This is a genomic window from Streptomyces sp. SID13666 (genome assembly GCF_010548325.1).
Classification (GTDB): domain Bacteria; phylum Actinomycetota; class Actinomycetes; order Streptomycetales; family Streptomycetaceae; genus Actinacidiphila; species Actinacidiphila fildesensis.
In genome coordinates this window covers 114,944-136,914 of the sequence record NZ_JAAGLX010000005.1, presented here as the reverse complement: position 1 = coordinate 136,914, position 21,971 = coordinate 114,944, and the positions used below count along the sequence as shown (strand labels likewise).

18 protein-coding genes and 1 pseudogene are annotated in these 21,971 nt (G+C 69.2%); 6 read left to right on the top strand and 13 right to left on the bottom strand.

Translation table 11 applies throughout. The annotated features are described in order from the left end of the window. Window positions 1-53: 53 nt before the first annotated feature. Window positions 54-545, top strand: coding sequence for a Crp/Fnr family transcriptional regulator (locus tag G3I60_RS11235; RefSeq protein WP_164293185.1), 492 nt, complete (start codon window positions 54-56; stop codon window positions 543-545). A gap of 127 nt (window positions 546-672) precedes the next feature. Continuing rightward, on the top strand, window positions 673-1,287 hold the full coding sequence (locus tag G3I60_RS11230; protein ID WP_232486254.1) for a pyridoxamine 5'-phosphate oxidase family protein: 615 nt from the start codon (window positions 673-675) through the stop codon (window positions 1,285-1,287). A 126-nt stretch (window positions 1,288-1,413) separates the two neighbouring features. On the opposite strand, the gene G3I60_RS11225 is transcribed toward G3I60_RS11230, so the two are convergent. The 5 genes from G3I60_RS11225 to G3I60_RS11205 form a co-directional block, all read right to left on the bottom strand. Continuing rightward, complete coding sequence (locus G3I60_RS11225; RefSeq protein WP_164293184.1) at window positions 1,414-2,379, bottom strand: carbamate kinase; 966 nt, start codon at window positions 2,377-2,379, stop codon at window positions 1,414-1,416. A 1-nt stretch (window position 2,380) separates the two neighbouring features. After that, complete coding sequence (gene argF / locus G3I60_RS11220) at window positions 2,381-3,403, bottom strand: ornithine carbamoyltransferase (RefSeq protein WP_138351984.1); 1,023 nt, start codon at window positions 3,401-3,403, stop codon at window positions 2,381-2,383. Window positions 3,404-3,472: 69 nt separating this feature from the next. Continuing rightward, the gene (locus tag G3I60_RS11215; protein ID WP_164607062.1) at window positions 3,473-4,723 is read right to left on the bottom strand and encodes an arginine deiminase; all 1,251 of its coding nucleotides are present in this window, start codon (window positions 4,721-4,723) and stop codon (window positions 3,473-3,475) included. Between the two features lie 62 nt (window positions 4,724-4,785). Further along, window positions 4,786-6,171 carry an amino acid permease gene (locus tag G3I60_RS11210; protein WP_203672717.1) on the bottom strand — a complete coding sequence of 462 codons (1,386 nt, stop codon included), beginning with the start codon at window positions 6,169-6,171 and terminating at the stop codon, window positions 4,786-4,788. A 117-nt stretch (window positions 6,172-6,288) separates the two neighbouring features. Beyond that, window positions 6,289-7,164, bottom strand: a complete 876-nt coding sequence (locus G3I60_RS11205; protein WP_307811597.1) for a slipin family protein — start codon at window positions 7,162-7,164, stop codon at window positions 6,289-6,291. Between the two features lie 445 nt (window positions 7,165-7,609). Here G3I60_RS11205 and G3I60_RS11200 point away from each other — a divergent pair, with 445 nt between their 5' ends. The 3 genes from G3I60_RS11200 to ppdK all read left to right on the top strand — a co-directional run bounded on the left by G3I60_RS11200 (window position 7,610) and on the right by ppdK (window position 12,326). Next, on the top strand, window positions 7,610-9,196 hold the full coding sequence (locus tag G3I60_RS11200) for an oleate hydratase (protein ID WP_164293182.1): 1,587 nt from the start codon (window positions 7,610-7,612) through the stop codon (window positions 9,194-9,196). Window positions 9,197-9,249: 53 nt separating this feature from the next. Further along, complete coding sequence (locus tag G3I60_RS46340; RefSeq protein WP_164293181.1) at window positions 9,250-9,588, top strand: universal stress protein; 339 nt, start codon at window positions 9,250-9,252, stop codon at window positions 9,586-9,588. A gap of 80 nt (window positions 9,589-9,668) precedes the next feature. Beyond that, window positions 9,669-12,326, top strand: a complete 2,658-nt coding sequence (gene ppdK, locus G3I60_RS11190; protein ID WP_164293180.1) for a pyruvate, phosphate dikinase — start codon at window positions 9,669-9,671, stop codon at window positions 12,324-12,326. A gap of 67 nt (window positions 12,327-12,393) precedes the next feature. Here ppdK and G3I60_RS11185 read toward each other — a convergent pair whose 3' ends face one another. The 4 genes from G3I60_RS11185 to pflB form a co-directional block, all read right to left on the bottom strand. Next, window positions 12,394-12,888: a DUF5994 family protein gene (locus tag G3I60_RS11185; protein ID WP_239069721.1), complete on the bottom strand. Its 495-nt coding sequence runs from the start codon at window positions 12,886-12,888 to the stop codon at window positions 12,394-12,396. A 49-nt stretch (window positions 12,889-12,937) separates the two neighbouring features. Continuing rightward, window positions 12,938-13,426, bottom strand: a complete 489-nt coding sequence (locus tag G3I60_RS11180; RefSeq protein WP_138351990.1) for a universal stress protein — start codon at window positions 13,424-13,426, stop codon at window positions 12,938-12,940. A gap of 161 nt (window positions 13,427-13,587) precedes the next feature. Further along, window positions 13,588-14,316: a pyruvate formate-lyase-activating protein gene (pflA, locus tag G3I60_RS11175; RefSeq protein ID WP_138351991.1), complete on the bottom strand. Its 729-nt coding sequence runs from the start codon at window positions 14,314-14,316 to the stop codon at window positions 13,588-13,590. Beyond that, window positions 14,313-16,574: a formate C-acetyltransferase gene (gene pflB, locus G3I60_RS11170; protein WP_164293179.1), complete on the bottom strand. Its 2,262-nt coding sequence runs from the start codon at window positions 16,572-16,574 to the stop codon at window positions 14,313-14,315. The genes pflA and pflB overlap by 4 nt, the downstream gene beginning before the upstream one ends. 621 nt (window positions 16,575-17,195) lie before the next feature. On the opposite strand from pflB, the gene G3I60_RS11165 reads away from it, so the two are divergent. Then, window positions 17,196-17,366 carry an acetate--CoA ligase family protein gene (locus G3I60_RS11165; protein ID WP_164293178.1) on the top strand — a complete coding sequence of 57 codons (171 nt, stop codon included), beginning with the start codon at window positions 17,196-17,198 and terminating at the stop codon, window positions 17,364-17,366. A gap of 103 nt (window positions 17,367-17,469) precedes the next feature. On the opposite strand, the gene mgtA is transcribed toward G3I60_RS11165, so the two are convergent. The 4 genes and pseudogenes from mgtA to G3I60_RS11145 all read right to left on the bottom strand — a co-directional run bounded on the left by mgtA (window position 17,470) and on the right by G3I60_RS11145 (window position 21,889). Beyond that, window positions 17,470-20,130: a magnesium-translocating P-type ATPase gene (mgtA, locus tag G3I60_RS11160; RefSeq protein ID WP_164607060.1), complete on the bottom strand. Its 2,661-nt coding sequence runs from the start codon at window positions 20,128-20,130 to the stop codon at window positions 17,470-17,472. Beyond that, a complete protein-coding gene (locus G3I60_RS11155; protein WP_164293176.1) occupies window positions 20,127-20,420 on the bottom strand; it encodes a BON domain-containing protein in 294 nt (97 codons plus the stop codon). Before G3I60_RS11155 ends, mgtA begins: the two co-directional genes overlap by 4 nt. Before the next feature lie 188 nt (window positions 20,421-20,608). Next, a pseudogene (locus tag G3I60_RS45320) lies at window positions 20,609-20,863 on the bottom strand (phosphotransferase); the annotation flags it as partial. A 216-nt stretch (window positions 20,864-21,079) separates the two neighbouring features. Next, window positions 21,080-21,889 carry a helix-turn-helix domain-containing protein gene (locus tag G3I60_RS11145; protein WP_164293175.1) on the bottom strand — a complete coding sequence of 270 codons (810 nt, stop codon included), beginning with the start codon at window positions 21,887-21,889 and terminating at the stop codon, window positions 21,080-21,082. Between the last annotated feature and the right edge of the window lie 82 nt (window positions 21,890-21,971).

Genomic DNA, 21,971 nt, shown 5'->3' with positions numbered 1-21,971 from the left:
CGACCACGCCTGCACACGTCGAAGACCGCGGAGCCGCGGAAACGGACAGTGCGATGTCCATGACACACTCCATTCTTGACACGCTGACCACCGCACACCGTGACCGACTGATGGCGCTGTCCAGACCGGTCGCCTTTCCCGCGGGCGCACGGATCTTCGACGCCGACCAGGCCGCTGAACGCTTCTGGGTCCTGGACCGCGGCGAGGTGAACCTGGACCTGCACGTCCCAGGACGGCAGGCAGCCGTGGTGCAGACCGTCTCGGCGGGCGAACTCCTCGGCTGGTCCTGGCTGTTCCCGCCGTTCCGGTGGCAACTCGGCGCCCAGGCGCACACCGCCGTGCGGGCCACCGAGTTCCCGGCGGCGGCGGTCCGCGACCTGTGCTCCGCCGATCCCGCTCTGGGACATGAGTTCGTCCTGCTCTGCGCCGCGGTCATCGGAGACCGGCTCAACGCCACGCGCACCCGGCTGCTCGACCTGTACGGCCCCTTCGGCGTGAACCACGGCGCCTCCGTATCGGTGGGCGGTCCGGAGGACGACAGCTGACACCGGAACTGACACCGAACCCGGGGACCCACCGACATCACCAGGGAAGCGATTGGCCATGAACCAGCAGACGAGAACAGACGCCGCTTCCGTCAGTCACCGGCCTGTCGGAGACATGGGACGGCGCATGGCATTGCGTCGCGAGCAACTGGGCCTCACCCGCGAACAGGTGGCCGACCTGGCAGGTATGGCCACGCCCTATCTGGAGTACCTGGAGCAACAGCCGACCGCAGTCCCCAGCGCGGTCCTCCTCCTCAGCCTCGCCGACGCGCTGCAGACCACGGTGTCCGAGCTGCGCGGGGGCGGCACGGATCTGCCACCCGGCCTCGGAAAGGCGGCGCGCCATCCGGAACTGGTGGAGATGACGCCGGAAGAATGCCGAGCACGGCTGTCCACGCACGGGGTGGGACGCGTTGCCGTGACCGGGGACGACGGTCCCGCCATCGTCCCCGTCAACTACCAGATGGCGGACGGGTCGCTGGTCTTCAGAACATCGCCGGGATCCGCGCCCGCACTGTCCATCGGGGCCCGGGTCGCCTTCGAGGTGGATCACATCGACGAGGCGTTGAGCCAGGGATGGAGCGTGCTCGTCGTCGGCAACGCCGAACATGTCACGGACCCGGACACTGTCCGGCACCTCATCGAACGGACCCACAGCGGGCCATGGGCCGGCGGCGACCGCGCCATGTGGGTGCGGATCGCCCCGGACCGGATCACCGGACGCCGGATTCACGTCCGTTGACCCCGTCGGTCACCCGGAGCCGCGCACGCTCAACGGGCTGCGGCCGGGGCACAGCTGCTGACCGTGGGCAGCCTGGGGCACGGCACCTCCGCCGGCCCAGCTCAGCAGCCGGGCCGGCGGAGGTCATCAGCGCACGGCTGCCGCGTCCGCCCCGGCCGTCATCCCGCTGCTCGTATCCGAAGAATCGCCGGGGACGACGACCGTTCCGGCGTCGCCCGTGAGTACCGCCGCGGCGTCGTCGAGCGATCCGATGGCGGCTGTTCTGCCGGTGGCCCCGACGAAGTGCCGACAAGCCGCGATCTTGGGTCCCATGGAGCCTGCGGGGAAGTGCAGCGCTGCCAAACCGTCCAGGGCCAGCCGACGCAGTGGGGTGGCCTGCGGGGTGCCGAAGCCCTCCATCACCGCGGGCACGTCCGTCAGGATCAGCAGTCGGTCGGCCTTGACGGCCACCGCGAGAAGAGCGGCCGTAGCGTCCTTGTCGACCACCGCCTCGACACCCTGCAACTGACCGGTACCGTCCTGGGTGACCGGGATACCGCCGCCTCCCCCGCAGATGACGATCGCTTCGTGGTCGAGCAACAGGTCGATCGATTCCTGCTCGATGATCCGCAGTGGTTCGGGTGAGGCGACGACCCGGCGCCATCGGTCGCCGTCCACTGCGATCGTCCAGCCGTGCCGGTCGGCGAGCTGCTGGGCCTGCCGGTGCGGGTATCCCGGCCCGACGAACTTCGTCGGGGTCGCGAAGGCGGGGTCCGACGGGTCGACGAGCGTCTGGGTGACCAGGCTCATGACCGGCTTGGTCACCCCCGCGTTGCGCAGCGATTGGGCCAGCCAGTAACCGATCATGCCCTGGGTCTGCGCGACCAGTGCGTCGAACGGGTACGGGTGCGTCAGTTCGCGGTCGTTCTCGCTCTCCAGGGAGAGCATCCCGACCTGGGGACCGTTGCCGTGGCAGATGATCAGCTGGTGCTGCAGTGCCAGCCGCGCGAGTGCCTGGGCGGCGGCTCGGATGTGGTCGACCTGCACGGTGGCATCGGGCCTCTCACCGCGCCGCAGCAGTGCATTGCCGCCGATCGCGACCACGATGCGCATCTCAGGCACCCAGCGCGGCGACGAGGACGGCCTTGATGGTGTGCAGGCGGTTCTCGGCCTGGTCGAAGACCACTGAGCGCGGCGACTCGAAGACCTCGTCGGTGACTTCCGCCCCGTCGAGGCCGAAGCGGTCGAACAGCCGCCGGCCGAGCTGCGTGCTGCGATCGTGGACGGACGGCAGGCAGTGGAGGAACTTCGTGTCGGGCTTGCCGGAGGCCAGCAGCACCTTCTCGGTGACCCGGTAGGGCAGCAGTTGCGGTATGCGGGTACTCCACTGCTCGTCCGACTCCCCCATGCTGACCCAGACATCGGTGTAGACGAAGTCAGCGCCCGCCACGCCCTGCTCGACGTCCTCGGTCACCATCACCCGTGCCCCGCTGGTCACCGCGAGCCGGTCCGCTTCAGCGATCACGTCGTCCGGGGGCCACAGGTCGCGCGGTGCGGCGATGCGGACGTCCATGCCGAGCAGTGCCCCGGTGATCAGCAGGGAGCGGGCCACGTTGTTGCGGCCGTCGCCCAGGAAGCAGTAGGCGATCTCCTCGACGGGGCCGGCATGGTGTTCGGTCATGGTGAGGACGTCGGCGAGCATCTGGGTCGGGTGCCATTCGTCGGTGAGCCCGTTCCACACCGGGACGCCGGCGTGGTCGGCCAGTTCCTCCACGGTGTCCTGGGCGAATCCGCGGAACTCGATACCGTCGAACATCCGGCCCAGCACCCGGGCGGTGTCACGGATCGACTCCTCACGTCCGATGTGGGATCCCTCCGGGCCCAGGTAGCTGACATGTGCGCCCTGGTCGTGAGCAGCGACCTCGAACGCGCAGCGGGTGCGCGTGGAGCTCTTCTCGAAGACCAGCGCGATGTTCCTGCCCTCCAGCTGGGGGCGCTCGGAGCCGTTCGCCTTGGCTGCCTTGAGCTGCCCGGCCGCGGTGATCAGCGCCAGGAATCCCGACTTGTCGAGATCGAGTTCCTTCAGGAGGGAGCCGGGCCGGTGGTGGGTGGCGGTCGTGGGCGTCGACGTAGGCATGGGGAAGTCCTCACAGGGGGCTGATCGTGGATGGTGGCGGATTCGCCGGGGCACGGGTCGCGGGGTGGGTCAGATTCCGTCGCGCTGGGTGGGGCAGGTCATGCAGCGTGCGCCGCCCCGACCGCGGCCCAGTTCGCTGCCAGGGATGCTGATGACCTCGATGCCGTTGTCCCGGAGCATCGCGTTGGTCACGGTGTTGCGTTCGTAGCCGACCACGACCCCGGGTGCGACGGTGAGGAAGTTGTTGGCGTCGTCCCACTGCTCGCGTTCGGCCGCCCGAGCGTCCTCATCGGCGGACAGCACCCTGATCTTGTCCAGGCCCAGGGCGTCGGCGATGGTGGCGAACAGGTCGTCGCGCTGCTCGACGTGCAGGCCGCCGGTGTCGTGCTCGACGGTCTCCTGCGGGTCGGCGGGGACGATCACCCAGGTACGCAGGGCCTTCGGGTCGAGGTAGGGATAGCGGACGAAGGTGTCGACGTCGATCATCGTCAGCACGGTGTCCAGGTGCATGAAGGCGTGCGATTTGGGGAGCTGGACGGCGATCACGGTGCTGGCCCGTCCGCTGCGGAAGAGCTCGCGGGCCAGGATCTCCACGCCCGTCGGAGTGCTCCGCTCCCCCATCCCGATCAGGACGACACCTCGGCCCAGGACGTGAATGTGGCCGCCTTCGAGGGTGGCCGGCTGGTGGTTGGTGTCGTCGTTGCCGTAGTACACCGGGAAGGTCGCGTCCGCGAACAACGGGTGGAACGTGTACACGGCACGGCTGTGCAGGGACTCGCGCTGCCGGGCGGCCTTGGCCATCGGGTTGATCGTGACGCCTCCGTAGATCCAGGCCGAGTTGTCGCGCTGGAACAGCGTGTTGGGCAGCGGCGCGAGGACGAAGTCGTCCAGTTCCAGGCTCTGCCAGCGCAGGCTGCGCACCCGCAGGGGCGACAGGTCGGCGCGGGTCACTCCGCCGATGAGCAGTTCGGCCAGCGTCTCCGGGTCCGCCTCGTCGGCGAGCCGTCGCAGGGGTGTCGCCAGGGTCGGGCCCACCAGTTCCGGGGTGCAGATGCGGTCCAGAACGAAGGCCCGTGCCTCCGGGCGCTCCAGCGTCCGGGCGAGGAGTTGGTCGAAGTGGTGGACCGTCGTGCCGCGGTCGCGGAGTACTTGGACGAAGGTGTCGTGCTCCTCGCGGGCCTTGGCGGCCCACAGCACGTCGTCGAAGAGCAGTTCGTCGCAGTTGCCGGGCGTTAGGCGGTTCAGCTCCAGCCCGGGGCGGTGGACGATGGCCTCGCGCAGCGGGCCGACTTCGGAATGCACACCGAGGGTGCGGGTCATGGTGGTCTCCTTGATGTGCGGCGAAGGTCGGGCGCCGGTTCCGGAAGGGGTCAGGGGCCGGGTCACGTCGTGTGCCCCACTGGGGTGTCCGCCGGAGCCGCGGGTGGGAGCGGGACTGTGCCTGCGACGGAGGGCTCACCGTCCGGGATGACGGGGGTCTCGCCGTACTCGTTGCGTGCGGCCTTGAGCCAGATGTAGACCGGCAGACCGAGGAGCAGGCAGAACAGCCCGTAGTAGACGGCCTGGTAGCCGCTGCCGGCGAGGGACCAGAACGAGAAGGCCAGGGCGACGGCGGACACCCCGCAGTCGCGGAACAGGTGCGGCCACCGGGTCTGGCGCCCGCGGGTGAGCAGCCAGTACAGCTGGGCGCCGGCGCTGAAGATGTAGGGGATCACGGCGGTGACCACGGACAGCAGGACGAGGGTGGTGAAGACCTTCTCGAACTGGCTGTAACTGACGGCGGTCAGGACGGAGGCGAGCAGCGTCGAGCTGATGATCCCGAATGCCGGGACGCCCTTACGGGTGCGACCGAAGGCGGCCGGGAACAGGCGGTCCTTGGCCGCGGCCATCGGCATCTCGGCGACGATGAGGGTCCAGCCGATCAGGGCGCCCAGTCCGGAGACGATCGCGGCGACCGCAACGGACTGGCCGGCCCATCGGCCGCCGAAGATGGCATCCGCCGAGTCCGTGAACGGCGCGGCCGACTTCTGCAGAGCCGCGTTGGAGACGGTGCCGAACACCGTCACCGTGCCCAGGATGTAGACGACCGCGCAGCCGACGGTGCCGAGGATCGTTGCCCGGCCCACGTTGCGCTGCGGGTCCCGTACCCGTCCTGCGGCCACCGATGCGGTCTCGATCCCGAGATAGCTGAACAGGGCGATGGCCGCGGCGGCGGAGATCGCGGCACCGGCGGAGGTGCCGCTGGCGTTGAAGGCGCCGAAGTTGTGAGCCTTGATGAACAGCAGCCCGACGGTGGCCATGAACAGCAGTGGGACGAACTTCAGCACGGTGGTGACGATCTGGGTGACCGCCATGTTCCGGATACCGGAGAGGTTGATGACCGCCGGTATCCACAGTCCGACCATGGCGATGACGATCGACCAGGTCTTGGCGTGGCCGGTGTTCCAGAACACCTCCACGTACCCGACCCAGGCCACGACGATGGCCGCGTTGCCCGCCCACGCCGTGATCCAGTAGGACCACGCGTTGAGGAAGCCGGCGAAGTCGCCGAAGGCGTCCCGGGCGTAGACGTAGGGGCCGCCGGATCCCCGCACCCGTTTGGACAGCGCACCGAACGTGAAGGCCAGTGCCAGCGCGCCGACGGTGACCAGCACGAACGCGACCAGGCTGATCGGCCCGTACGGAGCCAGTGCGGTCGGCAGGGCGAACACCCCGGTACCGATCACGGAACCGATGACGAGCGCGGTCGCGGTCGGCAGTCCGAACATCCCCTTCCTCGGTTCCTGGTTTGGAAGGTCGGACTTCGTATCGTTGTCAGCCGGCGGGTTGTTGGTCATCTCAGGCACGGATCTTCCTCACTTCTGAACACGGTCGCGGTCGGCGGACTACTTGCTGATCGCGCGAGGAACGCCGTTGGAGGAGACGGCCGGGGTGTCGGCTGTCGTGATGTCCACGAACGCGGGCTCGGTGGCAGGTTCCGCTTCCGTGTTCCTGGCCGTCGGCGGGACGACCGGGATCGCCGCCGCGGTCTCACGGGCGAGGAAGGAGCCGAGTTCACCGATGGTGCTCATCAGCGGGGCCGGGAAGACGACGGTGGTGTTCTTGTCCACGCCGATCTCCACCAGGCTCTGGAGGTTGCGCAGTTGCAGGGCCAGCGGGTGGGCCATCATCACGTCCGAGGCGTCACCGAGGGCCGCGGCGGCCAGCGACTCGCCCTCAGCGTTGATGATCTTCGCGCGCTTCTCCCGCTCGGCCTCGGCCTGACGGGCCATCGCCCGCTTCATGCTGTCGGGCAGCTGAATGTCCTTCAGCTCCACCAGCGTCACCTGGACGCCCCACTCGACCGTCGTGACGTCGAGGATCTCGCGGATGTCCAGGTTGATCGTGTCCGTCTCGGACAGCGTCTCGTCCAGGGTGTGCTGTCCCACGACCTTGCGCAGCGTGGTCTGCGCGATCTGGTCGATCGCCGCGTACACGTTCTCGATGGCGACGACGGACTTCACCGGGTCGACCACCCGGAAGTAAGCGACCGCGGACACATCGACGCTGACGTTGTCGCGGGTGATGATGCCCTGCGACTGGATCGGCATGGTGACGATCCGCAGCGACACCCGGTGCAGGACGTCGACGAACGGAATGATCAGCCGCAGACCGGGCTTGCGCTCGCCCAGCACCCGGCCGAGCCGGAACAACACTCCCTGCTCGTACTGCTTGACGATCTTCACGGCCATCGCACAGATCAGCAGGAGGAGCAGGACCACGACAGTAATGATCAGGACGGGCATGGCGTGCCTCGGTTCGATTGGCGGGCGAGAGCGTCGCTGGCGGCCGTGGTCCTCAGGCCTGCCGGTGCGTCTCGCCACTTCAGAGCACGGCCGGATCGCCGTCTGCCCTCATCCTGATGCGGGTTCGAGCCGGGCTGGAGGGCCCGCCGGGACCAGAAGGAGGGCCATTGGTCCCGCAGGTGGGAGGAGTGAACGGCTGATGGTCCTGCCCGCCCTCTGCCCCCAGGCCATCACCCCGGCACCCCCTTCGCTCCGAGGGACAAAGGTCCCTGGACCTGGGTACCGGACAGCCCACGACGGCGGTGACTCTCGTGGCGTTGGCTGGGGATCCAGCATCGGACCGCACACCTGTCGATCAGGCGGAGCGGGCTCCGACGCATCGGTCCCAGCGCTCTGGGCGGCATCAAAGGGGAACCAGCACATGGACACAGCACGGCACACCCGGGCCTATCTGGTCGGCGGCGGCATCGGAGCACTCGCGGCAGCGGTGTTCCTGATCCGTGACAGCGGCCTCCAGGGCGAGAACATCCACATCCTGGAGGAACTCCCCATCGCCGGCGGTTCCCTGGACGGCGGCGGTGGCCCGGAAACGGGTTATGTGACGCGTGGCGGGCGGATGCTGGAAGAGGAGGCGTACGTCTGCCTCTGGAACCTGCTGGAGACCATCCCCACGCTGGACGACGAGAACGTCTCCGTGCTGCAGGAGACGCGGGAGTTCAACCGGCAGACCGTCACCGGCGCCAAGGCCCGGCTCATCGCCGGTGATCACTCCATCCTCGACGCGGCTCAACTCGGGTTCAACACGCGTGACCGGGTCGACCTGGCCCGCCTTCTGGCACTCCCGGAGTCCGTGATCGGCCCCCGCCGGATCGAGGACTTCTTCTCACAGCACTTCTTCGACACGAACTTCTGGGCCATGTGGCGCACCACCTTCGCCTTCCAGAACTGGCACAGCGCCATCGAACTCAAGCGGTACTTCCTGCGCTTCATGCAGGAGTTCCCGCGGATCCACACTCTCGCCGGAGTGCGGCGCACCCGTCTCAACCAGTACGACTCCCTGGTCCGCCCGGTGCAGAAGTGGCTGGAGAGCCGCGGTGTACGCATCGAGTACGGCGTGACGGTGACCAACGTGGACTTCGTCGGGGACATCGGTGACCGGCGCGCGTCACGGATCGAGTTCCAGCAGAACGGCAGCAACGGTGGTTACGACCTCGGCCCGGAGGACTACGCGTTCATCACGCTCGGCTCGATGACCGCCGACAGCACGTACGGCGATGACGACACCGCCCCCGAGCTGATCCGCGACAAGCGCGACGGCGGCTGGACGCTGTGGGAGACCCTGGCCCGCAAGGCGGAGGACTTCGGCCGCCCCAGTTCCTTCAACGCCGACGTCGACGAGGCCAAATGGGAGTCCTTCACCCTCACGATGCGAAGCCCGGCACTGCTGAAACGGATCGAGGAGTTCTCCGGCAACGCGCCCGGTACCGGCGGCCTGATGACGTTCAAGGACTCCAACTGGCTGATGTCCATCGTGGTGCCCTCCCAGCCGCACTTCGACGGCCAGCCCGACGACGTCTTCACCCTCTGGGGCTACGGCCTGTTCGTCGACAACGAGGGCGAGAACACCGGGAAGAAGATGTCGGAGGCTACCGGCCAGGAGATCCTCACCGAGCTCCTCGGCCACCTCGGCTTCCAGGACATCGCGCGGGAAGTCGCCGCGACCACGACGGTGAGAACCGTGATGATGCCGTACATCACCAGCCAGTTCGAGCGCCGCAGCGTTCGGGACAGGCCGCTGGTGATCCCCGCGGGAGCGGCGAACTTCGCCTTCCTCGGGCAGTTCGTCGAGATTCCCGAGGACGTGGTGTTCACCGTCGAGTACTCGGTCCGCGGTGCCATGCACGCCGTGTACGGGCTGCTGGACGTGGACAAGGAGATCCCGGGCATCTACCACGCCCTCTCCGACCCGAAGGCCGCCTTCGAGGCGCTGAAGACCGCTTTCAGCTGAGGAGACGCGGCCGGTTCGGCCAGGCACTCCGACGTCACGGACCTCTCTCCGCGATGCGGGCCGGTTGGACCCCTGTACCGGGTCCGAGTGGCCCAAGCGGCCGGCACCGGTGCCGGGCCAGGCTGTACCTGAGGGACTGCGGAACGGACACCGGCCCGCCGGCCCGTTCCCACGGCACGCGGCCGAGGTCCCCCGGCGGAAGCCGCAGCAGGACGCCGGACGCATTCGATGAAGGGAACGATCACATCGTGGTCACCGCGCACCGCAGACAGGGCCTGCTGGGACCTCAGCTCGGCCCGGTCGCCACCACTCTGCTGCACCACTCCCACTGCCCGGTCCTGCTCGTCCCCGAGACACCACAAGGCTCGTTGCCCGGCCCATCGCACAGCTGAGTCAGGCCCACTGAACGGCGCGTCGACGGCAGGGCCGCTCCCGGCCCCGATTCAATCCTGCGAAGTGAGGCGGCCGCACCATGGTCCAGTACGTGTACGACTTCACCGAGGGTGGCCGTGAGATGGCCGGCCTCCTCGGGGGGAAGGGCGCCAATCTCGCCGAGATGACCCGTATCGGCCTGCCCGTGCCACCCGGCTTCACCGTCACCACCGAAGCCTGCCGGGCCTTCCTGGCCACCGGAGGCGAGCCGGACGGCCTCGGAATGCAGGTTGCCGCCCGGCTGGCAGCCCTGGAGCTCGCCGGCGGGCGCAAGCTGGGCCACCCGGACGACCCGCTGCTGCTCTCGGTACGCTCCGGTGGACGTTTCTCCATGCCCGGCATGATGGAGACGATCCTCGACATCGGTCTGAACGACGACTCGGTGCACGGTCTGGCGAAGACCACCGGCCGCGAGCACTTCGCCTGGGACTCCTACCGGCGACTCATCCAGATGTTCGGCAGCACCGCGATGGGAGTCGACGGCTCCCTGTTCGCCGACGCTCTGGCGGAGCACCGGGACCCGGACGACCTGCCTGACGTCGTGGAGGAGTTCAAACGGATCGTGCGTGACGCGACGGGTGAGGACTTCCCGCAGGACCCCGCCGACCAGCTCAGCCGCGCGATCCTCGCCGTCTTCGAGTCCTGGAACGGCGAGCGGGCCCGGCTGTACCGCAGGCGCGAGCACATCCCCGACGACCTCGGCACGGCCGTCAACATCCAGACCATGGTCTTCGGCAACCTCGGCCCGGACTCCGGCACCGGCGTGGCGTTCACCCGCGATCCGGCCACCGGCCGCCGGGGCATCTACGGCGACTATCTGTCCGACGCCCAGGGCGAGGACGTCGTCGCCGGCATCCGCAATGCTGTTCCGCTGCAGGAGCTGGAGGCCATCGACCCGCTCTCGTACACACAGCTGCGCGACTACCTGGGCATCCTGGAACACCACTACCGGGACCTTTGCGACATCGAGTTCACCATCGAGCGCGGCCGGCTGTGGATGCTGCAGACCCGCGTCGGCAAGCGCACGGCGGAAGCGGCCTTCCGTATCGCCGCCCAGTTGATCGACGAGGACGTCATCTCCCCGGCAGAGGCCCTCCGCCGGGTGACCGGTGAGCAGCTCACCCATCTGATGTTCCCCCGCTTCGACGACGCGGCAGCGGGAACACCGCTGGCGCGTGGCATCCCGGCATCGCCGGGTGCGGCCGTCGGCGCCGTGGTCTTCACCTCGGCGGAGGCGGTACGCCTGGCTGCCGCGGGCTCCAGGACGGTGCTCGTCCGGTGTGAGACCACCCCCGACGACCTGCCGGGAATGATCGCCGCGCAAGCCGTCCTCACCAGCCGGGGCGGCAAGACCAGCCACGCGGCCGTGGTGGCGCGAGGCATGGGCAAGGTCTGTGTCTGCGGAGCCGAGGAGATCACGGTCGACGAGACGGCCCGGCACTTCACCACGCGCGACGGCACCGTGGTCGCCGAGGGCACGGTGGTGTCCATCGACGGCTCGGCCGGCACCGTCCACCTCGGCGCACAGCCGCTGGTCGAGTCACCTGTGATGCACTACTTCGAAACCGGAGAGCGACCTCCTGGCGTGGTGGACGCGGTGGCCCGCATCCTCGCGCATGCCGACGAGGTGAGCCGGATGGAGACCCTTGCCAACGCCGACACCCCCGAGGACGCCGCGCGCGCCCGGCGCTTCGGCGCCCAGGGCATCGGACTGTGCCGCACCGAGCACATGTTCCTCGGCGAACGCCGGCGGCTGGTCGAGTCGATGATCCTGGCCGACAGCGACACCGGACGCAAGCGCGCCCTGGACGCGCTGCTGCCCCTCCAACGCGCGGATTTCACCGCCATCCTGGCGGCGATGGACGGGCTGCCCGTCACCATCCGGCTGCTGGACCCCCCGCTCCACGAGTTCCTGCCCGACCGCGTCGAACTGGCCGTACGGGTCGCCTCGGTCCGCGCCACCGGACAGACTCCGGACCCGCACGACGTCGACCTTCTCGCCGCCGTCGAGCGTATGCACGAACAGAACCCGATGCTGGGACTGCGCGGCGTCCGTCTCGGTCTGGTGGTGCCCGGCCTGGTCGCGATGCAGGTACGGGCCGTCGGTGAGGCGGTCGCGCAGCGGCTGAACGACGGCGGGCACCCGCAGGCCGAGATCATGGTTCCGCTGGTCGGTACGGTCGAGGAACTGCGCACGGTACGCCGGGAGGTGGAAGCCGTCCTCGCACAGGTCTCCCTCTCCGCGGGAGTGACGGTGACGTGCCCCATCGGCACCATGATCGAACTTCCGAGAGCGGCCCTGACCGCCGACCGGATCGCCGAGGAGGCCGACTTCTTCTCCTTCGGCACCAACGACCTCACCCAGACCACCTGGGGATTCTCCCGCGACGACGTGGAAGGGTCCTTCTTCGCCACCTACCTCGCTCAGGGCATCTTCGCCGCCTCGCCGTTCGAGACGATCGACCGGGACGGTGTCGGCCGCCTGGTGGAGATCGCGGTACGGGAAGGCCGTGCGGCCCGGCCAGCCCTCAAAATCGGCGTCTGCGGCGAGCACGGCGGCGATCCCGACTCGATCGACTTCTTCGAGCGGACGGGACTCGACTACGTCTCCTGCTCCCCGTTCCGCCTGCCGGCCGCCCGGCTGGAGTCCGGACGCGCCGCACTGCGCGTGAACTCCCCCGAGGACAACGACACATAGTCCTGGAACCACTGCAGCCGGGGCCGGCCCGCAGGCCGGCCCCGGCTGTCGTCGACTGCTGTCGCCCTCAGAGGGCTTCCCACGGAGCCGCGTGCGTGGTGGTGTGCCGCACCGACCGCGGGCCGGCCATCAGCTCCCGGACGCTCTGCCGGTTGTCCACGTCGCCCGCGGCGCACATCAGCCAAGCGGCGCGCTCGGGGTCGCACTCCGGCGGCACGATCAGCAGGTCCCAGCGCCCGACGGTGTAGGAGAGCAGCAGCAGGTCGTCGGGGTCCTGCTCGGCGTCGAACCATCCGACGCTCACGGTATGGATTCCCGCGGGCACCTTCTTCGGGATCTCCCGCCAGCTGTGGGGATTCACCGCGACCCGGGTGATCCGGCCCCAGCGCTCGTCCAGGACCGCGACCAGGAACGGCAGTTCACGGGCCAGGTCACGTGTGCGCGGCCACCAGGCACCGTCGACCATTCCCCGGTCCGCGCACTGCGGTTTCAGCAGCATCCGGACCTCGGGGATGGCGGTCACGTCCGGGTGCGAAGCCTGCGACAAGCTGATGGTGGTCATGATGCGAACCTGTCCCCGGGTCCGGGACCCGGTGTCGTTGCGATCGGAGTTACGCGGCGTCGGGGTCGTCGCCGGGGACGACCAGGACCGGAAGGTGTGCGTGGTGCACGACCTCCGTGCTGGTCGAGCCGAGCCTGAGGCGCCCCCAGGAGCTCGCTCCCCGGGTGCCGACCACCAGCAGACAGGCGTCCGCACTGGCTTCGAGCAGCACCTGCGAAGGGCGTCCCGGTTCGACCACGACCTCCACCTCCACCGGGGTACCGCCGAGCTCCTTCTGGAGTTCGGCGACGGTGTCGGTCACAGCCTGTTCCGCGATGTCACGCAGCTGCACGTACAGACCCGCGTTGTCCGACGCGGTCAGCCACTCGTAGCCGGCATAGCGGTCGGGCCCGTAGTCGTAGGCGCAGACGGCCCGCAGTCCGGTGCCGCGCAGCTGTGCTTCGCGCAGCGCGACGAGCACGGCGTGGCGGGCGGACGGTGAGCCGTCCGTGCCCACCACGATGGGGCCGTCGGAAGTGTTCGCGCTCGTGTCGGACATGGAGCCCTCCGGAGAGTCGTCGGACCGCGGTCGATGGTGTACCGCACGAAGTCATGGACTGATGTGCGGTCTCCCGCTCGCTTCCAGCCTCACAGGCCCAGGAGCGGATGCAGAGGGGCCTTGCAGGTCCCTCCGGGGGGCCGAACGTCCCTGCCCGCGGCCTACACGGCCGGCACGCCGTGCACCCGGAACTGACCTCGCACCCGTTCCAGGAGCGCGGGCCCCGGTGCGGGGGTGTCACGCAGCACGAAGGGGATGCCGAGGTCGTCGTACTTGTGGGTGCCCATCGTGTGGAAGGGCAGCACGTCCACCCCTTCGACGTTGTCCAGACCGGCGACGAAGGCGGCCAGGCCGTCCACCGCGGCCCGGTCGTCGGTCAGGCCCGGCACCAGCACATAGCGGATCCGGACCGGGATTCCCAGTCGGTCCAGCCGTCCGGCGAAGCTCAGGGTGGGGGCCAGGTGGCCGCCGGTGAGCCGGTGGTAAGCCTCGATGTCGAAGGACTTGATGTCGAGCAGGACCAGGTCGGTATCGGCGAGCAGCGCGTCACCGGCGCGGGCGCCGAGAGCGCCGGAGGTGTCCAGGGCGGTGTGGAGACCCAGCTCGTGGCAGCGGTGCAAGACTTCGGCGGTGAAGTCGGCCTGCAGGAGCGGCTCACCTCCGCTGAGCGTGACTCCCCCGCCGGCGGTGTCGATGAAGGAGCGGTATTTCGCGATCTCTGCCATCACCTCGTCGACAGTCATACTGCGCCCGTCGCGCAGTTTCCAGGTGTCGGGGTTGGCGCAGTACGAGCAGCGCAGCGGGCAGCCGTTCATGAAGAGCACGAACCGGGTGCCGGGCCCGTCCACACCCGTGGACAGGTCCCAGGAATGGATCCGGCCGGTGCTCACATCGCACCGTGGAAGGTGCGGCTGATCACGTCGAGCTGCTGCTCGCGCGTCAGGCGGACGAAGTTGACGGCGTAACCGGAGACCCGGATGGTCAGCTCGGGATACTTCTCCGGATGCTCCATGGCGTCCTCCAGAGTGGCCCGGTCCAGAACGTTGACGTTCATGTGGAAGCCGCCGGAAGCCGTGTAGGCGTCGAGGATGCCGACCAGGTTGGGGGCACGTTCCGCGGGGTCGTGCCCGAGCCCTTCCGGGGTGATGGTCGAGGTCAGCGAGATGCCGTCACGGGCCTGCTCGTACGGGATCTTGGCCACCGACAGGGCGGAGGCCGCCAGCCCGTGGCGATCACGGCCGTTCATGGGGTTGGCACCGGGCGCGAAGGGCAGCCCTGCGCGACGGCCGTCCGGGGTGTTGCCCGTGTGCTTGCCGTAGACCACGTTGGAGGTGATGGTGAGCACCGACTGGGTCTGCTCCGCGCCCCGGTAGGTGGGATGCCGGCGCAGCTTGGCCATGAAGGTGTGCACCAGGTCGACGGCGATGCTGTCGGCACGGTCGTCGTGGTTCCCGTACGCGGGGTACTCGCCCTCGACCTCGTAGTCCGTGGCCAGTCCGGTGTCGTCCCGGATCACCTTCACCCGGGCGTACTTGACGGCCGACAGGCTGTCGGCTGCCACCGAGAGGCCGGCGATTCCACAGGCCATGGTGCGCTGCACGGGATGGTCGTGCAGCGCCATCTCCAGCCGCTCGTAGGCGTACTTGTCGTGCATGTAGTGGATGACGTTGAGGGCGTTGACGTACGTGCCGGCGAGCCAGTCGAGCATCCGGTCGTACGCGGCGGTCAGCTCGTCATGGTCGAGATACTCGCCGGTCAACGGAGTGGACACCGGTGCGACCTGCTCGCCGGTCATCTCGTCCCGGCCGCCGTTGATCGCGTACAGCAGGGCCTTGGCGAGGTTCACCCGGGCGCCGAAGAACTGCATCTGCTTGCCGACCGCCATCGCCGAGACACAGCAGGCGATCGCGGTGTCGTCACCGGTCCGCGGGCGCATCAGCTCATCGGACTCGTACTGGATGGAGCTGGTGTCGATCGACACCTGGGCGCAGAACCGCTTGAAGCCCTCGGGCAATCGCGGGGACCACAGGACGGTGAGATTGGGCTCGGGGGCGGGCCCGAGGTTGGCGAGGGTCCGCAGGAACCGGAAGGAGGTACGGGTGACCAGCGGCCGACCGTCGTCGCCGATGCCGCCGATGGACTCGGTGACCCACGTCGGGTCGCCGGAGAACAAGGTGTCGTACTCCGGGGTGCGCAGGAACCGGACGATGCGCAGCTTGATCACGAAGTCGTCGATCAGCTCCTGGGCGCGGCTCTCGTCGATCCGTCCCTCGGCCAGATCCCGGGCCAGATAGACGTCCAGGAACGTGGAGGTGCGGCCCAGGGACATCGCGGCGCCGTTCTGCTCCTTCACCGCCGCCAGATAGCCGAGATAGAGCCATTGCACGGCCTCATGGGCGGTGGTTGCCGGGCGGGTGACGTCGCAGCCGTAGGAGGCCGCCATCTGTTCCAGTTCGCCCAGCGCGCGGATCTGTTCGGCGATCTCCTCACGGTCGCGGATGACATCGGACGTGGAGGGCCGGGCGTCCAGCAGGGCCCGCTCGGCACGCTTGACCTCGATCAGCCGAGACGTGCCGTACAGGGCGGCTCTCCGGTAGTCGCCGATGATCCGTCCCCGGCCATAGGCGTCGGGCAGGCCGGTGATGAGGCCGGCCTTGCGTGCGCGGAGCATCTCGGGGGTGTAGGCGTCGAAGACGCCGGCGTTATGGGTCTTCCGGTAGGTGCCGAACACCCTCGTGACGAACGGGTCGGGCTCGTATCCGTAGGCCCGCAGGCTGTTCTCGACCATCCGCAGGCCGCCGTTGGGCATGATCGCCCGCTTCAGCGGGGCATCCGTCTGCAGACCGACGATCAGCTCACGCTCCCGGTCGATCCATCCGGGACGGTGCGAGGTGATGGTCGAAGGCGTCCGGGCGTCGATATCGAGAACGCCTCGGCGGCGTTCCTCGGGGAACAGCGCGGAGACCTTGTGCCATACCGCGAGGGTGCGCGTCGTCGGGCCTGCCAGGAAGGAGGCATCGCCTTCGTACGGTGTGTAGTTGGTCTGGATGAAGTCGCGTACATCGATGCGGTCGCGCCAGGACCGGCCGGAGAACCCCTGCCACGCGGCCTCGGACACGCCCATGGTGGATGGCGTTGTCACAGTCATCGTCGCCTCACTCCTTCACAGTTCAGGTGTCTCCATGCTCGTTCGCCGACGAGGGGCCGCCCAGGGTCCGCAGGTCCCCGCGGAGCAGCCGTTCGGCCCTGCCCGGCTCACAGCTGTCGGGACCTCCGCACCCATCAGGGCCCAACTGCCCTCGCGGCTGCCCCGGCCAGCCCCTGCGCGCTGCCCACCGTCGGCAGGATCGTGGAGCGGAACCCGAGGTCGCCGGCACATGCCGGTCCTGACCGTCGACACCGGCGGCCCGCACCCCGGCCGGCGTTCGGCCGCCGTAGGCAGCGCGGACCATGACGTCCCGGCCACGGCAGGCGCTGTTCACCCAAGCCGGAGTCATCGTCACCCGAACCCTTGGCGAACTCCTCGACGCCGCGGCCATGATGCACTCCCAGCCGCTGCCGCCCGGGACCAACGTCGCCGTGGTGTCGAACTCACGCGGCGCGGGCATCATGGCCGCCGACGCCTGCCGTATCGCCTGCGATCCGCTTGCCGAACCGGCCACCCGGCCCGCCCCGCTCACCGAGCGTGACGCTCGAGCGCTGCTCGCCGACCCGCGCTGCTCCTCGCTGCTCCTCGGGCGCCACGGCGGTAGCGCGGACATCGGGGGGGGTGAAGACGCTGCTGCTGCGGTTGTCACGGATGGCCGAAGATCTGCCACAACTCGCGGAAGCCGCCATCGACACGGTCGTCGCCGGGCCCAGCGGCGTCACCGCGCGCGACGCCCGCGTCCGCCTGCTGCCCCGCCGCGTCCACGATCCGTACCTGCGCCGGCTGCGTTGAACCCGGGTCCGCGAAAAGGCACTTCACGGACGTGCGGAGTGCGGCCGGTCAACCTGCGCGTCGGGGCCCCGGGGCTCAGCCGCGCACGTCCTGTCTTCCCTGTTCAGCCGGCCCGTACGAGGGGCCGGCGGTGGCCCAACCGGCCGGGAACACTGAAGCCGGCCCGACGGCGCCGCAGATGCCGCCAGGGGTCCCGCCTGCGGATCGGATCGGCCGGAGCGGCGGACTGTTGCCGGTAGAAGAGCCGTTTGCCGATCTCGATGAGACCCAGATAGCAGCCCACCATGGCCGCCAGGGCGGCGAAGAAGCCCAGCGGGAGCGGCGCGAAGCCGAGTGTGTGCGCCAGGGGCGTTGCCGGCAGTACCGCTCCCACGGCGACCACCCCGAAGGCGGCCAGTGTCAGCGGCAGGCTGGGACGGCTGCGCCAGAACGGGCTGCGGCGGGTGCGGATCGCGAAGATCACCAACGCCTGGGTCGCCAGAGACTCCACGAACCAGCCGGTGCGGAATTGGACCGGCCCGGAGTGGAAGACCCACAGCATGACGCCGAACGTGGCGAAGTCGAACACCGAGCTGATCGGACCGAAGCAGACCATGAAGCGGCGGATGAACCCGATGTCCCAGTGCGAGGGCCTGCGCAACTGCTCCTCGTCGACATGGTCGGTGGGGATCGCCAGCTGGCTGGTGTCGTAGAGCAGGTTGTTGAGCAGGATCTGGGACGGCAGCATCGGCAGGAAGCCCAGGAACAACGACGCACCGGCCGCGCTGAACATGTTGCCGAAGTTGCTGGACGTGCCCATGAGGACGTATTTGATGGTGTTGGCGAAGATCCGCCGCCCCTCCACCACGCCGTCCGCGAGCACATCCAGGTCCTTCTCCAGCAGGATCACGTCCGCGGCGTCCTTCGCCACATCGGTGCCGGACTCCACGGAGATACCCACGTCGGCGGCGTGCAGAGCCAGCGCGTCGTTGACTCCGTCGCCCAGGAACGCGACGTCGCCGCCGGTCGTCCGCTGGATCCGGACGATACGTGCTTTGTGCTCAGGGCTGACCCGGGCGAAGACGGTGGTGCGTACGATCGCCGCGGCGAGTTCGGCGTCGTCCAGCGCGTCGAGGTCAACCCCGGTCAGCGCTCGTCCGGCGGGCAGTCCGAGGTCGTCGCAGACCTTGATCGCGACCGCCGGATTGTCCCCCGTGACGATCTTGACCGTGATCCCGAGACCGGCCAGCCTCAGCAGCGCCGCGGCAGCGTCGGGTTTGGGCGGGTCGAGGAAGACCAACAGGCCGGCGAGACGAAGGCCTCGTTCATCCACGGCCGTGGGCCGTTCTTCGCCCACCGGCGTACGGGTGGCCACGGCGACCACGCGGTTCCCTGCGGCGAACTCGGCGGCCAGCGCTTCGCGGGCCGCGTCAGGAACATCGACGCAGCGCTCCAGCACGCTCTCAGGAGCGCCCTTGGTGACCAGCGTCGTCACACCCGCGCTGTCACGCACCACGGCGGAGACCATACGCCGGTCGTGATCGAACGGCAGCAACCCGAGCCGAGTACTGCCCGCCAGGGTCCCGCGGAGGCTCTGCGACGCGGCCGACTCCCACAGGGCCTCGTCCAGGGGATTGCCTCCCACCGCCGGACCGTCCGTACCGCCGCTCTCCGTGCACAGCAGGCCCCAGCGCAGCAGCGCGTCCGCCGTGGAACCGTCGGCGGGCAGCGCCCGCATGAAGTCGATGCGGCCGGCGGTCAGCGTGCCCGTCTTGTCGGTGAACAGCACATCGACGTCTCCGAGGTCCTCGATGCACACCAGCCGCTTGACCAGTACCTTCCGCCGGCTCATCCGCCGGGACCCGGCGGCCAGACTCGTCGACACCACGGCCGGCAGCAACTGCGGCGTGATCCCGACGGCGATCGCCAGCGAGAACAGCAGCGCTTCCAACAGCGGTTTGTGCAGGAGGACGTTGACGGCGAAGATCGACGTGGTCAGCGCGCCCGCGACGTAGACCAGCAACATCGAGAATCGGCGCAGTCCCACCTGGAACTCGGTCTCCAACTGGTGCGTGCCCAGGCCCGCCGCAATCTTCCCGAACTCCGTCGCTGCACCAGGGGTCACCACCACCCCCCGGCCACTGCCGGCGTGCACGACCGTGCCCATCAGAGCGCAGCCCGACAACTCGGCCAACGGGGTACCGGACGGCACCGCGGACGTGCCCTTGGGCAGTGGCAGCGACTCCCCCGTGAGGACCGACTCGTCACACTCCAGACTCACAACGTCAAGAAGCCGGATGTCGGCCGGAACGATCTCTCCAAGCCTCAGCTCGACCACATCGCCCGACACCAGCTCGGTGACGTCAACCTTGCAGGGACGGCCGTCCCGAAGAACCACCGCCTCGTGGTGGATCTGGCCGTGCAGCGCCTCGGCGGCCTTCTCCGCGCGGTACTCGTTCACGAAGCCGAGCCCCACCGACAGGGCCACGATCGCACCGATGATCACCGCGTCACCGCGTTGCCCGACGAAGTAGGAGGCCGTTGCCGCCGCGAGCAGCAACCCCAGCAAGGGAGAGCGCAGCTGACGCCAGAGCACCGCCGGCAGCCTGGCCTGATGGGAGGTGACCGCATTCGGCCCCCAGGTGCGCAGCCGTTCGGCCGCCTCGCGCGCCGACAGACCGTCCCGCGTCGTACCCGCCGCCCGGAGGGCGTCGTCGCCGGACCGGCCGGCCGCCGCGGTGATTCCGGAGCCGGTGGCCTGCGGTGCGGGTGCGAGAACGGTCACGGGGTCGCCGGCAGCGCGGCCGACGGTTCCGGGAGGGCCGGGGCGTCGTCGACGTCGAAGGCCATCGGATCGTGGACGTTCACCACCCCGTCGACGCCCTGCGCGAGCCGGACCACGAGCGGGCCCAGGCTGCGCAGGCCGAGCGTTCCGCGGAGGGTGACGACGCCCTCCTGCACCTGGACCTGGACCGCGCCCTCGGTGATCTGCAGCGTTCTGCCGAGGATGACATCTCGTACGGTGCGGTGCTGCACGGTCTCACGTCTTTTCGGCAGATGGATCAGGGGCGACACGACCCGGCGGGAACCGGTCCCCACTTCCACATTGAGGCAGCCGGGGTGGGCGCAGCAGGGCCTATCAGGACCCTCCGGAGGTCCGACCGGCCCCATCGTCGGACGGCAGGATGTTCACCCCACTCCACAAGCCGCGGAACCGTCCCGGCAGCACCGGCAGCACCGGCGAGGGACCAGAAGGACGGTCGGATGGCCAGCGGCAGGTGCGGGGCGAGCCGGGGGAGCCACTGGAGCTCCTTCCCGGCCTGCCCGATGGCCCCGGCATGGCGGGGCAGCCGGACCGACAGTTCCTCGCCCAGCCGGTAGATCGCATGGTCCGAACCGGCCGGGTCGAGCAGGCTGAGAGGCAACGCGGCCCACTGCGGGAACTGCGCATCGACCAGGCGCCTGACCAGTTCCGCATCGATCGCCGGACGGGCGTGGGCGGTTGTCCCCGTTGCCAAGAACAGCTCCTGCGGTCGGCCCGCACCGTACGGCAGGCACTCGCAGCCATCACACTGCTTCCCGGGCCGGCCTGTCGACCGGATTTCCCGGCCGGCCGCCCCATCCTCAGCGCGCGCCCTGGACCGGCACCGCAGAGCCGAGCTCGGACGGAAGCTCCGGGTGGCGCCAACCCGGTCCGATCCTCCCCGCACACCCCATCGCAAGGGGAGGCAAGGTCAGTTCGGCCCGGCAGTGCCCGCCTGTTCCTCCCCTGCGGATGGCTCCCGCGTCCCGAAGGTCTCCTCAGACGACTCGGCAGGACCGCCCGGGGTCGTTCCGGCTTGTGTGTGGAGGACCTCGCGGGCCTGCTGTGCGGCGCGGGTGATGCTCTCGCTGACGAAGTCGAGGAAGCGGGCGATGTTCTCCAGGCGGGCTGCGGCCGGAGTGCCGGAGCCGAGAATGCCGACGCCCTGCCGTGCGGTCTCGATGATCTGGGCGTTGGACCGGGCGCTGGCCATCATCGCCTGGTACCAGACGTCGTCATCGACCACGTAGCGCTCGCGGCGGCGTTCGTCGCGTTCGCGGCGGATGAGGCCCTGGCCGTCGAGGAACGTGATCGCTTTGGAGATGGACGCCGGGCTGACCTGGAGGCGCTGCACGAGTTCGGACGCGGTCAGGCTGCCCGCGTCGGTCGTGTAGAGGCAGACCAGCACCCGGGCCATCATCTTGGGCGTCCCCGCCTGCATGAGGACGGTGGTGAACACTTCCTCGTACTCACGCACGGCCTCGGCATCACGTCCGTGAGGTTGCTCGGGCGCTTCCAACCCCCGGGGGGCGGCCTGGCTGCGCCGATGGGTGCGGTGTTCGGTGGCGCGGTGAGCCAGGTCGGCGCGGTAGCCGGTGGGGCCGCCGTTACGTGTCACCTCGCGCGTGATCGTGGAGGTCGGACGGTCGAGGCGTCTGGCGATCTCGGCGTAGGCGAGGTCGTCGGCCAGTCCCAGCGCGATCTGCCGGCGTTCCTGCTGGGTGAGTCTGCCTCCGGGCATCGCGGTCTCCTTCGTGCTCCGTGGTGCCTCGAGTGTAGCGTTCACTCTCAGCTCATTGCAACGAACAGGCAGCCGTCGTTGC